Source organism: Mucilaginibacter sp. P25 (genome assembly GCF_050859465.1).
In the GTDB taxonomy this organism is placed as follows: Bacteria; Bacteroidota; Bacteroidia; order Sphingobacteriales; family Sphingobacteriaceae; genus Mucilaginibacter; species Mucilaginibacter gossypii.
Window position 1 is genome coordinate 2,784,504 of sequence record NZ_CP193937.1, and the last position, 13,719, is coordinate 2,798,222.

General features: G+C 45.0%; 15 protein-coding genes. 4 read left to right on the top strand and 11 right to left on the bottom strand.

What is annotated here, in order from left to right; all coding sequences use genetic code 11:
• The first annotated feature begins 82 nt into the window (after positions 1-82).
• Together ACRQ5D_RS14430 and ACRQ5D_RS14435 are read left to right on the top strand one after the other, a co-directional pair.
• Positions 83-742, top strand: coding sequence for a S66 peptidase family protein (locus ACRQ5D_RS14430; protein ID WP_432329304.1), 660 nt, complete (start codon positions 83-85; stop codon positions 740-742).
• On the top strand, positions 729-1,112 hold the full coding sequence (locus ACRQ5D_RS14435) for a hypothetical protein (protein WP_431199867.1): 384 nt from the start codon (positions 729-731) through the stop codon (positions 1,110-1,112). The genes ACRQ5D_RS14430 and ACRQ5D_RS14435 overlap by 14 nt, the downstream gene beginning before the upstream one ends.
• A gap of 3 nt (positions 1,113-1,115) precedes the next feature.
• Here ACRQ5D_RS14435 and ACRQ5D_RS14440 read toward each other — a convergent pair whose 3' ends face one another.
• Positions 1,116-1,619: a hypothetical protein gene (locus tag ACRQ5D_RS14440; protein WP_431199868.1), complete on the bottom strand. Its 504-nt coding sequence runs from the start codon at positions 1,617-1,619 to the stop codon at positions 1,116-1,118.
• Between the two features lie 38 nt (positions 1,620-1,657).
• On the bottom strand, positions 1,658-2,278 hold the full coding sequence (locus tag ACRQ5D_RS14445; RefSeq protein ID WP_431199869.1) for a hypothetical protein: 621 nt from the start codon (positions 2,276-2,278) through the stop codon (positions 1,658-1,660).
• A gap of 229 nt (positions 2,279-2,507) precedes the next feature.
• Between ACRQ5D_RS14445 and ACRQ5D_RS14450 the strand changes: the two genes are divergently transcribed.
• The gene (locus ACRQ5D_RS14450; RefSeq protein WP_091172228.1) at positions 2,508-3,284 is read left to right on the top strand and encodes an SDR family NAD(P)-dependent oxidoreductase; all 777 of its coding nucleotides are present in this window, start codon (positions 2,508-2,510) and stop codon (positions 3,282-3,284) included.
• Between the two features lie 387 nt (positions 3,285-3,671).
• Positions 3,672-4,355, top strand: coding sequence for a phytanoyl-CoA dioxygenase family protein (locus tag ACRQ5D_RS14455; protein ID WP_431200791.1), 684 nt, complete (start codon positions 3,672-3,674; stop codon positions 4,353-4,355).
• A gap of 366 nt (positions 4,356-4,721) precedes the next feature.
• Here ACRQ5D_RS14455 and ACRQ5D_RS14460 read toward each other — a convergent pair whose 3' ends face one another.
• From ACRQ5D_RS14460 to ACRQ5D_RS14500, 9 genes are all read right to left on the bottom strand, one after another.
• Positions 4,722-5,804: a hypothetical protein gene (locus tag ACRQ5D_RS14460; protein ID WP_432329306.1), complete on the bottom strand. Its 1,083-nt coding sequence runs from the start codon at positions 5,802-5,804 to the stop codon at positions 4,722-4,724.
• Between the two features lie 59 nt (positions 5,805-5,863).
• Complete coding sequence (locus tag ACRQ5D_RS14465) at positions 5,864-6,811, bottom strand: hypothetical protein (RefSeq protein ID WP_432329308.1); 948 nt, start codon at positions 6,809-6,811, stop codon at positions 5,864-5,866.
• A gap of 7 nt (positions 6,812-6,818) precedes the next feature.
• Complete coding sequence (locus tag ACRQ5D_RS14470) at positions 6,819-7,829, bottom strand: glycoside hydrolase family 43 protein (RefSeq protein WP_176844532.1); 1,011 nt, start codon at positions 7,827-7,829, stop codon at positions 6,819-6,821.
• A 213-nt stretch (positions 7,830-8,042) separates the two neighbouring features.
• The gene (locus ACRQ5D_RS14475; RefSeq protein ID WP_432329310.1) at positions 8,043-8,747 is read right to left on the bottom strand and encodes a cellulase family glycosylhydrolase; all 705 of its coding nucleotides are present in this window, start codon (positions 8,745-8,747) and stop codon (positions 8,043-8,045) included.
• A gap of 16 nt (positions 8,748-8,763) precedes the next feature.
• Positions 8,764-9,114 carry a hypothetical protein gene (locus tag ACRQ5D_RS14480; protein WP_431199872.1) on the bottom strand — a complete coding sequence of 117 codons (351 nt, stop codon included), beginning with the start codon at positions 9,112-9,114 and terminating at the stop codon, positions 8,764-8,766.
• A 308-nt stretch (positions 9,115-9,422) separates the two neighbouring features.
• The gene (locus ACRQ5D_RS14485) at positions 9,423-10,562 is read right to left on the bottom strand and encodes a sialidase family protein (RefSeq protein WP_091172236.1); all 1,140 of its coding nucleotides are present in this window, start codon (positions 10,560-10,562) and stop codon (positions 9,423-9,425) included.
• Positions 10,563-10,595: 33 nt separating this feature from the next.
• Positions 10,596-11,636: a family 43 glycosylhydrolase gene (locus ACRQ5D_RS14490; protein ID WP_431199873.1), complete on the bottom strand. Its 1,041-nt coding sequence runs from the start codon at positions 11,634-11,636 to the stop codon at positions 10,596-10,598.
• Positions 11,636-13,474, bottom strand: coding sequence for a beta-L-arabinofuranosidase domain-containing protein (locus tag ACRQ5D_RS14495; protein ID WP_431199874.1), 1,839 nt, complete (start codon positions 13,472-13,474; stop codon positions 11,636-11,638). Before ACRQ5D_RS14495 ends, ACRQ5D_RS14490 begins: the two co-directional genes overlap by 1 nt.
• Positions 13,471-13,707 (bottom strand): hypothetical protein, encoded by a 237-nt coding sequence (locus ACRQ5D_RS14500; RefSeq protein WP_431199875.1) that lies wholly within the window; start codon positions 13,705-13,707, stop codon positions 13,471-13,473. Before ACRQ5D_RS14500 ends, ACRQ5D_RS14495 begins: the two co-directional genes overlap by 4 nt.
• Positions 13,708-13,719: the final 12 nt, after the last annotated feature.

The window sequence follows — 13,719 nt, forward strand, 5'->3', positions numbered from 1 at the left end:
ACCTGCGAGGTATTCATTACTTATACTCCCGTTTTTTCATACTTTTATAAACGCTGTTGCATCAAAATGCAGCAGGTATAAAATGAACCGAAAACGCTTCATATCCTCCTTAGTCACGGCCGGCGCCGCTTTATCAACCTCAGGGGCATGGTCGGTTACTCCAACAAATCCCTATACTAAAGCCCGTCACAAAATCCCTCCTTATTTGCAACCCGGAGATACCATAGGCATTATTAGTCCATCGGGATATATGAGCCTGGCCGACCTTATGCCGGCTGTACAACTTATACAAAACTGGGGCTTTAAGGTGCAGATTGGCGATAACACCGGCAAAAAGGATTTTATATACGGGGGAACAGATGAAGAACGCGTGGCAGACCTGCAGCAGATGCTGGATAACCCCGAGATTAAAGCCATTATGTGTGCAAGAGGGGGTTACGGATTGGTGAGGATCATTGACCGACTCAATTTCAAACAGTTTAAGAAAAATCCTAAATGGATTATCGGCTTCAGCGACATTACCGCCCTGCATTGCCATATCAACCGGAATTTTGGTATTGCAACACTGCATTCAAAAATGTGCAACAGTTTTCCTGATGACTGGGCAAAGGCCGATGCTATGCAGATAGCCACTATTCAATCCATAAGGCAGGCGCTTACCGGCGAAAGCCTTAATTATCTCGTCACCTGCTTGCCCCCAAAACCGCTCCGGAAAAACCGAAGCCCTATTGGTTGGCGGTAACCTGAGCCTGATCGCGACGCTTTCGGGTACGCCGTCTGACCTTGATACGAATGGAAAAATCTTATTTGTTGAAGATACCCATGAACGCCTTTACAATATCGACCGCATGTTCTGGAACCTAAAGCAATGCGGTAAACTTTCGCACCTGGCCGGGCTAATTATAGGAGGCTTTCAACTAACGCCCGATATTGAAGGCGAAGAATTTGGCCACAGCATTTATGATATCGTTACCGAAAAAGTAAAAGACTATGACTATCCAGTTTGCTTTGATTTTCCGGTGGGTCATCAAAGAAACAATTTCGCCCTTACATGCGGGTTATGGCACATACTTGAGGTTGGAACGGAAGGAAGTGTGCTTAAATCTGTTTAACCTTTATTTCAGATTTTCATCAAAATCAATAAAAAGATCGGCTTTATCATTATCATAAATACCACCTGCTATAATGCTTTGCCCGGTTGTTCCGGGATTGTTTCCCTGGCCCAGCGGCCATGAGCCTTTTGAGTTGGTAACCCCAAATCCGGCATAGGAAGCTGCCTGTAAAGCAAAATCGGTACAGTTATTTTTTGACAGGTGATACTCCAACCCATCGTATAAACGGGTGAGCTTCAGGATTCTTTTAAACCGGCGTTCGGTTATAAACTTGCCCATTACTTCATCCCACTTGTGCGCCTCATCATTTTTGAAAGTGCCCGAGGTTTCCGGCTCCCATGGAGTGGCTGAAAATATATTGTCCTTTTTAGGATAAAATCCGAAGGAAACAGAAACCGAGCTTGAATCGGCGTTGTACTTGATGAGGGTGATAAAAGTATGACCGGTGTTGGCCCGTACAAATACAGTCGGTTTACCCGGTTTTGGTTGTTTTACATGAAATAACAATGCGTAAGCAGCCGCTTTTTTACCATCATTAAATGTGTTCAGGATGCGGTTATAAGTGATAGACTTGCTCTTTTTTCTTTTTTATCTTTTAATTGAACCGGGGTGTTTACAAATACCGAATCGTCATTCGCGTTAATGGCCAACAGGCCACTGTTTAAATGTAACTGCCGGCCGGTTGTATCAGCAATAACAGAATCCGGCGCAGCGGGTATAAGATCACTCCCCACCTTTTTAGATACCATCGCTTTAAAAAAGCACTTCATGGCCAAAGGATACAAATGCAGCTTGGCAAATACATTGGCAAGCTTATAATATGATTTAACTTTGGCCTGGTTATAATTACTTTCGCCGGTATTGTTGGCCGATAGCTCTTTTAAATAGCTCAAAACCTTTTTGCGACCGGCATGGGTATCCAGCTCACTTTCCAGATCAGTTTCAAAAACCGCATTGGCTTTATCAATAACAGGTTTGTTTGATACCCCCGCAAGCAGTTTGGACGAATAGCTATCATCAATTATACTATGGGCGGATGTGTCGGGCAACAGGTTAAGCTTGTATCGCACCGAAGCCAAGAGCTGGGCGGATGCCGGAAGTACAGATAACATATAACTAATGACTACAAGGGCGCTGAATAAATATTTTGTACGATAAGCGGTCATGATCAATTTTAAGCTTGTGATAATTGTTGTGTTACAGATATAATAACGGGTAGGGGAGCGGTTACGATTTACCAGCAACAACAATAACCTTGCTGGTTATAGCTTAAAAAACGAAAACGGGGCAGTATAGTTTTCATATCAATACAAACGTAACAATATTTTAAATAGTCTACAAGTTTAGTAGACTATTTTATTTAAACTTGCATCGCAGATATAACTCATAAAAATAATGGATCAGTACGCTTTAGTTACGGGAGCAGGTAAAGGCATTGGGCGGTCAATGGCTATATTGCTGGCTCAAAAAGGATATAACCTACTGCTGGTTTCCCGGTCAGAAAATGACCTCATTGCTTTATCTGCCCAAATAAAAGCCGACTTTTATGTTCAGACTGATTATCTCGCGATTGATCTTTCCGGTGCAGGTGCGGCCCTCCGGGTCTTTGACTGGGCTAAAAACTTAGATGTACCTGTATCGATATTAATAAATAACGCGGGGCATGGTGCGTGGGGAAATTTCGATGAGCTGGATCTGAGCGCACAAACCCGGATGATGCAGGTCAATATGAATGCCCTTACCGAGCTCTCCTATCATTTTATCCCGCTTTTAAAATTGCAGCAGCGGGCTTTTATCCTCAATATATCCAGCACCGCGGCTTACCAGGCTGTACCAACGCTGGCTGTATATGCAGCCACCAAAGCGTTTGTTTTATCATTTAGTCGGGCTTTAAGATACGAGCTTAAGGACACGCCGGTATCAGTAAGCTGCCTTTGCCCTGGCCCTACAGACACAGGCTTTGCCCACAGCGCAGGGATGGATGCCCTGGCCGAACTGGCAGCCAAGTTTAATATGAATCCCGATAAAGTTGCGGCGATAGGGATAAATGGAATGTTCAACAAAAAGGCCGAAATAGTACCCGGATTTTTAAACAAGCTTTCGGCCGTAGCGGCAACACATGGCCCTAAAAATCTGATTGAACGTGTAACAGCAGGGCTTTACAAGCATTAAAAAATATTTTCATAAATATTTGGAGTGATTAACAATTTGTTTACATTTGTATTAATCTATTAAAAAGATAGATTTAATATACATTGAACAATACGCGCAACATATTATTTGCATGCCCAATGCGAATGCCCTTCATAACAAGGGTCATGTGCAGCTGTTGTTGTTAATTTCCCTTAAAAGGACCTGCTCCTTTCTTACCCTGCCGCTTAAGCGGTAACAGCGTTTACAAATCCATTTTTAGGTTACAATAATATCTTTCCACCACATGGCAGCGTCATATCAAAAATTCACCTTAGGCTCAACAATTACGCCCGAACAACAGGCTTTTTTAATCAGCACGGCTTTATCCATTTCAAAAATTTCATCAAGCCCGAAACTGTTACCGACATCATCAATGCATCAAAACAGGTTGAAAACACCTGGATAAATAATAACACCGAAAAGGTAAACGGCGTACCCATCAAATACGGTAAAGATCTTGACGGGTCACCTATTGTGCAGCGTTTTGCTTTTATCAATCAGCACCATAACCTGTTAAATGAATTTACCAAAGATCCGCGTTTCGAGGTACTGCTTAACCTCATAGGTGAAGGTTCGCGCCTGGGCACCGACGAAAAAGACGGCATGGTATTTAACCACTATGTAAATGGCCCCGAAAGCAGTTTTACTAAAATGGGCTGGCATACCGACGGTTTGCGCGATATTTTTCATGGCCAAAAGTTAAACCCGATGCTGAATGTTGGGATTCACCTGAGCACTTTAAAACCGGAGAATGGCGGTTTACGCATCCTGCCCGGCACACATAAGCAAAACCTTTACCAGATGCTTTTCCGTAAAAAGTATTTCCTTGACCATGATACCGACGAAAATGAGGTAGCTATTATCCCCACTGCGGGCGACCTGACCATACATGATGGCCGCTTGTGGCACCGCGTAGCCCAGTCAACCGTAGTTGGTGAAGCAAGCCGCCGCAGGGTAATCTATATCCCCCTTATTGCAGGCAAATATGAGCCAAAGCATGCCGACAGCCCTACCGCCTTTTATCAACGTTTTGCAAGTATTGTTAAGTAAAAATTTATGTTAATTGCCTTATTCATTAGCTATCTCATCCGCACCGGGAAAATAGCAGCCCTTAAAAGTTTCTTTACAGAACGGGCGTTGGTTAAAGTCCCTGTAAAATAAAATTATGTCATTGCGAGGAGCCGCATGGGTGAGAGCATCTGGCGCGACGCGGCAATCTTGTAGCTATGCCGTTGCCGGTGTTGTCACCACCAACAACGGCGGAGGAAAAATCACCCGCCGCCGCTCGGCTCCTGCCGAGTGGCAGTTATTTCCAGGTCTCTGGCCTATGTCAGCCATGTGGATTCACGCCGGCCAGAGGCCGTTTTGATAGTTGCCACTCGGCTGGAGCCGAGCGGCGGCATTGGTTTGAGGTTTTTACTTCAACCAAACCGTTTGCGTATAAGCACCATCAACGGCGGCATCCCAAACTTCCAATCGTGCCCATTTGCGGCCTTTCATATTGAGCACTTTATTAAATGTTTTTGTGCCGAAGGCCTGCGTTGATGTAAGATCGATGCGCTCACGATAAACCCGCTTCCCATCTCCTGAAATGATTTCAGCAAAGTTGAGCGGGAATGTCCAGCTGGTTTTAAAGTTCACCGTGCATTTGCCGTCAGCCGGGAGGGCAATAGTTTCTCCTGATGAATGGCCATTTACTGTAAAATCTTCGATTAAAACTTCGCCGGTGGTAGAGAAAAATTTGCCTTGCTCCAAAACATCAAGCACCGGCTGCCAGCCATTTTTATATTGCGGCTGTTTGGCAAGTTTCAGGTAGTTTACGTTGAGATGGGCATACATTTCGTTTTCTGGCTCGATACTGAAGAGGTCGGCTTCAGAGAGTATTTTCTTTTTCAGCCCCCAATTATTCATATCATCCATCAGGTCAAATACCCGTTTACCCAAACGCGGTTCGGACAGATCGGCCGGTAAAGCTTTCCAGGCAGCTCCTAAAAATCTGTCGGACAGGTAAAAATCTTCCTTCTTATAAGCATCCGGGAAACCGGTTGATCCCTTTGTACGGGCATGCGCTGTCCAAGCCAAACCATTTTCCGCTTTAAGCAGGTTCAGCATATCGGCTTTGTCACCAATGTGGTAAACTTTGCCATGTTCGGCATCGGTACTTTCAAAAGGCGTACCCGCCTTGCGCGACATGACCCAGTAAACCGGCTTAGGAAAAAATGCCAGCCAATGGCCGCCAAAAAATTCATTAGGCTCTTCGCCGGGCAGCAGTAAAAAATTAGAATCAGACAAGTGGCTACACTGATCAAACAGCGCTTTTAATTCTTTAAGGCGCTGCTCGTCCGGTCCTTTAGGGTGCGCTGTGTAATGAAACTCAGCCAAATGAATGATGTTGATGCCCTGCCTTTTCAGCACTTTCACAAACGACGGGCTGTCCGGGACCGGCTTACCCGCCAGCACCACGCTCATGATAAACTCATTATGAAAATGACTTGCCATGGTTTTATAACCCGGTAGCGGCTTGTAACTGTCATCATGGGTGAATTGCTTTACTTTATTCAGCAGGTTATCGGCACCATCATTACCCAGCAGGCAAAAAAGTTGAGTCGTTGTTTAGTTCCCGGAGGCGCGTTAAACCAGGGAACGTACCGTTTATCGCCCTGCAATTCCTGCCGGATGCCAAGGCCATAGCCCGGAAGCAGGTTGCGATAATTACTGCCATACCATACAAATTTGAGATTAAAGGCTTCATCCAAAGGATAAAAATACTGGTGCGGCGCGGGAAACACGGCTATGCTGCCCTTATCGTTGCTCCCGATGATAGTACGGTATTTTACAGCAAGATTTTTAGCAGTATCAGGCTTACTGACATCTTCTGTTTGCAGGTGTTCATAAACATCACTGTAATTGACAGCTTTAACCGGGTTGGTTTTCGCTACCAAACCGGCATCATACAAAATAGCTGTCGAGTCAATTTGTGTAGATACAATCGCGGCCACATTAAACATGGGCTCGCCGTTATAGAGGGTTATCTCCAGGTCGCCTTTAAAATTGGGAGCTTCTAATCCGGGCAGTGTAATTATAGTGCGCGAGCCTTTGTTGCTTACGCTGATGCCCTTTTTATGAAAATCTATTTTGTATGAATGGTGAGGTTTCAGCGGTACTTTATCAAAAAAGATGTTCCAGCCGTTTTGAGAGATGAGGTCACGCTTACCTTCTGTAAGGATAAACTGCGGATCGATATTTTCAATTATCGGCTTGTAAATACCTCTTTTACTTAACTGTACGCTGGTAAATAGCGGTTCGCCATTTTTTAAATTTAAAACAAGTTTAGCCTTGCTGTTAATCCCTGCCGGCCAGGTTACCGTTACGTTTGCGGTATTTGCCATTACACTTACGCCGGCTGCCGGTTTAAAGTTTTTATTACCTGATACCTGCGCCTGAACTTTAAAAAAAGCCAGCGACAGTAATCCGCAAAGTGCAAGATGTTTTAATTGATGAACCATGTTGTATTTATTTAGTTACTACCGGCCAGCCGTTTTGATATTTGATAGGGCTGGTACACATTACCCTTCCCTTTTCCTTATGGGCTATTTCAATTGCATGATAAGCTATAAATTTGTTTCCCTTTTCGTCGGTAAAAATAGAATTATGACCAGGAGCCGTGTAAACAGCATCTTTAACCAATATAGCGCTATTGAGGGTTTTATCACTTTCACCCAACCTTAAAAACGGGCCAAGCGGATTATCGGCCTTCGCTATCATAACCGCGTAATTGGCACCGGCACCACAACAATTATCGCCCGAATAATACAGGTAATAGGTTCCGTTATCATAATCAAGCCATGATCCTTCAACCAAATTGCTGTAACTTTTATCCTTGCCCGGCTCAACCACAACTGTTGGCTGTGAACCTTCTTTAAAGTCCGACCAGTCATCTTTCATTTCCTGTACTCTCAAAGGCTGGAAGTCCGATCCCCAGTAAAGAAAATGTTTCCCGGTTTTAGGGTCAACAAAAGCTTTAGGATCTATACAGTGAAAACTTGGGCCTTTCATAAATGGCGTGCCTCTATCGATAAAAGGCCCAAGCGGGTTATCAGCATAGGCTATCCCCATCCATTTGCCGGTCAACTCATTGGGATCGGCGGAAAAGAACATGACGAATTTGTTGAGTTTGGCATCGAAGAAAACATCCGGTGCCCAAAAGTTTTGGGTATTAGAAGCCCATGAAGGTTTTTGAGGCAAAGCGTCACCCGCATATGTCCAGTGTTCATGATCGGTTGACCAGGCCACCTGGATATTGATCATCTTTCCCTCACCACCCGGCGATTGGGTTGCGTAGGCATAATACTTGCCATTATAACTGATCACTGTAGGATCGGGGAAATCCCTGTCAAGCACAACGTGGATAAGGCCGCTATAGGGTGCTGACTGCTTAGCTGGCTCAACTTGCTGCGCATGGCTGCGGCAGGCGGTCATAGTGCCGAGCAGGCCCAGCATCAGATAATTAAAAAACTTTTTCATAGGTGTCATTGGTTTATAACTCGGAACAAGACTTACGAAGTTTTTAAAACTTCGTAAGTCTGTAATAAACCTGCATTTCAGGTGATAAGCAGATTTGTGTGATAGGTTAACGCGGGAGACGAACAGGAATGGATGCGTCTCTATTTAAAACGGTGGTTTCAGCATTCGGAAATCATCTGTACATCCGCACATGTGAAATCCGCACATCTGAAACTATCTTTCGGTCAATTTCTTGATTAGGTTTGTTTCCTCCGGGATGTAGGCAGTACCATCCTTACGGAAAATATCATGGAACCAGAGTTTAGGTTCTTTGCCATCAGGCATTGGGGTATCCCAGGCGTAAATAGTATTGGTTTTGCCGCTTACAAACCCCCAGTTTATAGCACCCACATTTTCTTTTTTTAGCATTGGTAATACTGTGCCAAACAGACTATTGCGCGGACGGGCCATATATTCGGTACAAATTAAAGGGCGACCGTTCATTTTCAAAAATTGTACTGTTTTCAGATGATCACCTTCAGGCGTATAATCATGATAGGTTACAACATCCGAATTAGCTATCTGAAACTTGTTCAAATCCTCCAGGTCCCAACGCCAAACACCGGCACTAATTGGTTGACTCGGATTTACCTGTCTTGCCCATTTAAACACACTTTTAAGTAAAGGTAAGGTTTTGTTCCCTTTATCCGAGTTGCCCGGTTCGTTGTACAGGTCCCAAAGCAAAATGCGTTTATCATTAGCGAAGCGCTTCAATACATCCTTTACATATTTTTCAAGCACAGGAGAGTTGGCTGCGTTATCAGATGCAGGCTGTCCCGGATCCTGCATCCATCCCGAATTGTGAATACCCGGTTTTGGCTCTGGTTGTTTACCTATTTTAGGTACTTTATTCCAGCAGTCATCAAAAAATACAAACATGGTTTTTACGCCGTGTTTACTTGAAATAGCCAGGTATCTCGTCCATGCGTTTTTTGAAACCTTCCGGATCCTGTTTCCAGGCTAAATGGTGCAGGAATACGCGCATCACATTCATGCCGATGCCCTGTGCATAGCCTAATTCCCTATCTATCGTTTTTGGATCGAAAGTATCGGCCTGCCACATTTCCAACTGATTGATGGCCGTACTTGGAATAAAATCGGCACCAACCAGCCATTGCTGCTGCGCATACCATGTTTTTGCCTTCTCCTGCGACCATACCTGCGCCGGCGCTTTTTGCTGCGCCATTACCCTCATCCCCAATGGCATTGCTAAAGCAAGCGCCAATACTTTTAATTTTGTTTGCATTTATAAATGTTTAATAGTTTAATTCTTTCCTTTTTTTAATTCCCCTCTTGAGAGGGGGCGCATAGGATAGTGTGATGACAGGGGTGTGTTTCTTCAGCGTTTATTCGTCGCTTTGTTAAACACACCCCTCCGCCCCTCTCAAGAGGGGAATCGCACATTCCCTTGCCTTTTACTTTTTATTACACACGCCGCCGCTCGGCTCCAGCCGAGTGGCAATTATCCCAACTGGCCTGCTGCTCCAAATTCGGCGGCCAGAGGCCGCTTAATAACTGCCGCTCGGCTGGAGCCGACCGGCGGCTAAGATTTGCTTATTTATTCTTTATCACTCTTCCCTTTATCATCCATATCTCCGTCCCTTTCCCAAAGGCATTGGTTGATGTAAGTGCAATGATGGTGTCATCATTAAGCACACACAACGCATTCCACAATCCGTGTTTGTTAAGCGGAATATCAAACGGCGTTGGTACGCTTACAAAATCCTTAGCATCATTATTACCTAAAGCTACCTGCATACAAGCCTGCTCCCAGTTATGGTTGCGGTTTTGCGTACTTTGATAGGATAGTACTGTTTCGCCGCTGAGCAGTTGCCTTAAATAAGGCGCTCCGGCGTAAACTGTATCCTGCAATTTGGGTGTGAGCGCGTATGTGCGTTCGGTATCATCGGGGCCAACCGTTTTTTTCCAATTTTGGCCGATGCTGTTGCGGATGATAGACGGTTTAAAAGTTGCACCGGCATTATCCTCTATCGAAAAAGCAATTTCATTTTTTCCTTTCAGGATGACTGGTACCGGCATACCATCCCTATGGCCCGGTCTGAAAGATACAATTTGAGGCTGTTTTGTCCAGCTTAAGCCGTTATCCTTCGACCGGAATATGGAAATATTTTGCTCGTTTGATTTGGTGTAGACACCCTCGTTTGAAAAGAACAACTGGATCTCGCCCGATGGCAATTGAATCTGCGATGGCTCCCAGCAGCCATCATCAAAATTATAACGAGCCTGATAAATCAGGCGTTCATCCGTCCAGGTTTTGCCTTTATCGTAGCTCTTTTTTGTGCAGATGGCAAAGTGTTTGGTTGTATCCCAAGCACCGTTTACTTTGTGTGGGCGAGGGTTGTATGATGCCAGGAATGAATGATCTTTCAACTCCAGTATCTCGGGCACTGCCATGTTTACGCCCGGCACTGGCCGGGCAATTATTACAGGAGGCTTCCAGCTTTTACCTAAATCAGTACTTGTAATGCATTCAATACCTCCGGCACTTTCATAAACACAAAACAGGTTGCCATTACTCAACTGGATCATGCGGGCGTAATTGCCGTTTTTGCTCCCCACCTGTTTTAAGGTGGTTTGATCCCAGGCAATGGTTTTATTGTTAACGGCATAGTGTTGCCCCAGAACCATCACCGGGGCAAACACACCCATTAACCAAATGAATATCTGCCGCATAACCAATTATATTTTCTATATTTTTGTCGATAGTTATTTGACATCGGCCAACCAAAAACCGAATGGCTTATCCCTGTCGCAAATCAATGTTTCGCCGTTAAACTCCAATTCGGCAGCATGGATGGATGTGCGCTTGGTTGTATAGCTGTAGGCACCATCGGCATCAAGCCCACCATCTTCAAAATGCTTTTTACGACCGGGGTGGGTAAAGTAAATGATATAAGCATGGCCTTCACTTACTATCACATCGGCGTGAGCTCCTGTTGGTGTATCTTCCGGCCGATGACCAGGCTTATCCAGCACCAAGCCCTGATGCTCCCAGGTTTTGGCATCTTTTGATCTGTAGACACGCTGACCTTGCCACTCATCGGTAATCATCCAGTAATAATCTTTAAACCGGAAGATCTTTGGCCCTTCATGTGCGCGGCCTTCAATAGCAGGTTTATCATCAGCTTTCCAGTTTACCAGATCATTACTTTCGGCAGTCATGGTGATGCTGCCCAGCTTTTGATCCTTGTACCACATGTGCCATTTGCCATCGGGCAGTTTCATTAGTGTTGGGTCGATGATATTATGATCCGGCAAATTCAGCGGGCCCGCGTATTTCCAGTCCCAAAGGTTTTTACTGGTGTAATGTACCAGGTGCGAATCGCCGCCCCACTGGCTGTACACTCCGGGGATATATACTACAAACATGTGGTATACGCCTTTATCAAAAACCACATCGGGTGCCCAAAAAGTGTTTTGACCTCGCTCATGCTCCAGGTTCAGCGCACCACGATAAACCCAGGTATGCCCGTGATCCTTCGAAGTGGCAACACCAATAGCGGTACCGTAACAAAATGCTACTCCCGGCGATTGTACGTTGGCCCGGCGCTGGGTATATAACATTGCCCACTCTTTTTCGGCTTTGTTATAAACCAAAACAGGATCGGCAGCGCCATCGTAAATCGGGTCGCGGTACAGCGGTGATGGGGGCTGATTTTTAACCTCAGCATCCTGTGCCAGGGCGGCAAAACCAGCCATCATCATTAAACCGCATAGTATTCCTTTTATCATGGATGCATTTTTCATTATTCAGCAACCGGAAAAGCCGAGATCCTTAACCTTGCACCACCCATCGGCACCAGCGTAAGCTCTTTAGAAGGTTCTGCTGTTTTCACCGGACTTTGCGGCAATACACCGCATAAGCCCGTTTCATCAATTTTCCAATCGGGTAGCTGTTTTCCCTTAGCTTTTAATTCAATAGGCGCATTAGCGTTGGTAAAAGGGTTATTATCCTTTGGCCATGCGCGGTGAATAACCTCTATTGATTTTTCAGGGTGTTGCTCATCTATCAGCAAACCATAGTTCCATGGCGATGCAGCGTAGATATTGTAAGAAGGCCATTTTTGAGGATCGGCGCCCGGCTGCCAGTGCGAATCGCCCTGAGCATCTTTCAGGTTATCTCCTTTGGTATATTGCTCTTCTATTTTCAAAGAATAGGTAAGCGGGCCATAGCTAACACTTACGCTATTTTTGTTTTTAGCCCATTCCTTCACCTTAAGCTGCATTGGCAACTGAAGCGTTACTTTATCGCCATTTTTCCAGTTTTTAGCTAAGCGGATATAATAGCCTGTTGAGGTATTTACATCTACAGCGACGCCATTAACTTTTACCGATGCGCCTTTGCACCATTCAGGTATGCGCAGGTAAAGCGGAAAATCAACTGCTTTAGGTGTAGTAACCGTAAAGTTGATCTGATCTTGGAAAGGATAGTGGCTTGTTTCTGCGATGCTTACCGCAGTGCCATTACCAACTTTTGCGTTCACCTTACCTTCGGTATAAAGCAAGGCGGCAACGCCATTATCAGGAGTAGCCATCCAGCTGTTTTCGGCATAATATACCCAGCCTGCGGCATGGTTATGCTGGCAACAGCGGCTACCAAAAGGATTCATCATTAAAAACGGACCTTCATTGGCAATGCCCGGGTGGTGGTTTTTACCATCACTCACCACCATGTTAGGTGCAGTTAGATAACGTAAAGCACGATAATCGGGCATAAAGGCAGCCGGGAAGGTATTGAAAGCTACGTCCTCGCAATTCTCTGCCCAGAAACGGTCGCCGGTATTGCCCAATAACATCTGGTCGGATGTCATTTGCTCTACCAAACCACAGGTTTCTACTGCCTGACGCGGATCATCATAACCTTTACGGGCATTTTCATCGGCACCGAACATACCGCCCGGAACCTGGCCATAGATATCACGAATCAGTTTGAAATCGTTATAGGTAGCATCCAGATCTTTTTTATCATGACTTTGCAGGTAATAAGTTGCCGGCTCACGGAAACACTGAGCTACGTTAACATTATGCCAGTTGGGCAGGTTATTAGCCTGGCGCCAGTCGGCTGTATTTTTGTCAAGTTTGGTAGCTAAGTCAAGCAAAAACTTATCGCCGGTGCGGTTATACAGCCAGTAAACGCTTAGCATGTTATCGCCGCCGCGGCTGTTTTCCCAGTAATCTTCCAAAAATTTATTATCAGGCGTAGCTAACTCATACTTAAAGTATTTTGTCATGAAAGGGATAACGCGGGGATCTTTGGTGTATTCGTAATATGATTGCAGGCACCAAAGCATCGGCATGTTAGTCCAAAGGTCGCGATTACCGTTATGTTCAACCGCTGGACCAAAATCACCGTTGTCACGCTGATTATTCAATACTGCATCAATCCAAAATTTGGTTTCGGCAATCATCTTTTTATCCTTCAGCGTGTAAGCTATATCGGCATAACCTTTTAGCCAGTAGGGAAGTTCTTCCCAACCATATTCACCTTTGCCCTCTTTGTTAAGCCAGGCATTGTTGGTTTTTGAAAGCCATACGCTGATCTCGCCCAGGTTACCTGTTAAGCCGTCGCGCTGCAGCTCCATCATTTTTTTAGCCAGCCGCCGGCTTCAATGCTACCTGTAGGCAATTTGGTAAAATATTGTCTTTGCAAGGGGGCGCGGTTGTTTATATAAAAAGCATTCGCGCCTTTGTTATCAACCGTTGTTACTGTGGTTGCTTTCACGCCCTGGGCATTCACAGTTGCAAAGCCCGCACAGATCATGGCCACAGAAAGACAAACTTCCCTGCGTATTAATTTTATACTGTTTTTTATAGTCATTACGTAAAGATA

Coding starts and splice junctions, on each gene's coding strand:
- ACRQ5D_RS14430 (WP_432329304.1), top strand. CDS start 83: ATGAACCGAAAACGCTTCATATCCTCCTTAGTCACGGCCGGCGCCGCT.
- ACRQ5D_RS14445 (WP_431199869.1), bottom strand. CDS start 2,278: ATGACCGCTTATCGTACAAAATATTTATTCAGCGCCCTTGTAGTCATT.
- ACRQ5D_RS14450 (WP_091172228.1), top strand. CDS start 2,508: ATGGATCAGTACGCTTTAGTTACGGGAGCAGGTAAAGGCATTGGGCGG.
- ACRQ5D_RS14460 (WP_432329306.1), bottom strand. CDS start 5,804: ATGGCAAGTCATTTTCATAATGAGTTTATCATGAGCGTGGTGCTGGCG.
- ACRQ5D_RS14465 (WP_432329308.1), bottom strand. CDS start 6,811: ATGGTTCATCAATTAAAACATCTTGCACTTTGCGGATTACTGTCGCTG.
- ACRQ5D_RS14470 (WP_176844532.1), bottom strand. CDS start 7,829: ATGAAAAAGTTTTTTAATTATCTGATGCTGGGCCTGCTCGGCACTATG.
- ACRQ5D_RS14475 (WP_432329310.1), bottom strand. CDS start 8,747: ATGTTTGTATTTTTTGATGACTGCTGGAATAAAGTACCTAAAATAGGT.
- ACRQ5D_RS14480 (WP_431199872.1), bottom strand. CDS start 9,114: ATGCAAACAAAATTAAAAGTATTGGCGCTTGCTTTAGCAATGCCATTG.
- ACRQ5D_RS14485 (WP_091172236.1), bottom strand. CDS start 10,562: ATGCGGCAGATATTCATTTGGTTAATGGGTGTGTTTGCCCCGGTGATG.
- ACRQ5D_RS14490 (WP_431199873.1), bottom strand. CDS start 11,636: ATGAAAAATGCATCCATGATAAAAGGAATACTATGCGGTTTAATGATG.
- ACRQ5D_RS14495 (WP_431199874.1), bottom strand. CDS start 13,474: ATGATGGAGCTGCAGCGCGACGGCTTAACAGGTAACCTGGGCGAGATC.
- ACRQ5D_RS14500 (WP_431199875.1), bottom strand. CDS start 13,707: ATGACTATAAAAAACAGTATAAAATTAATACGCAGGGAAGTTTGTCTT.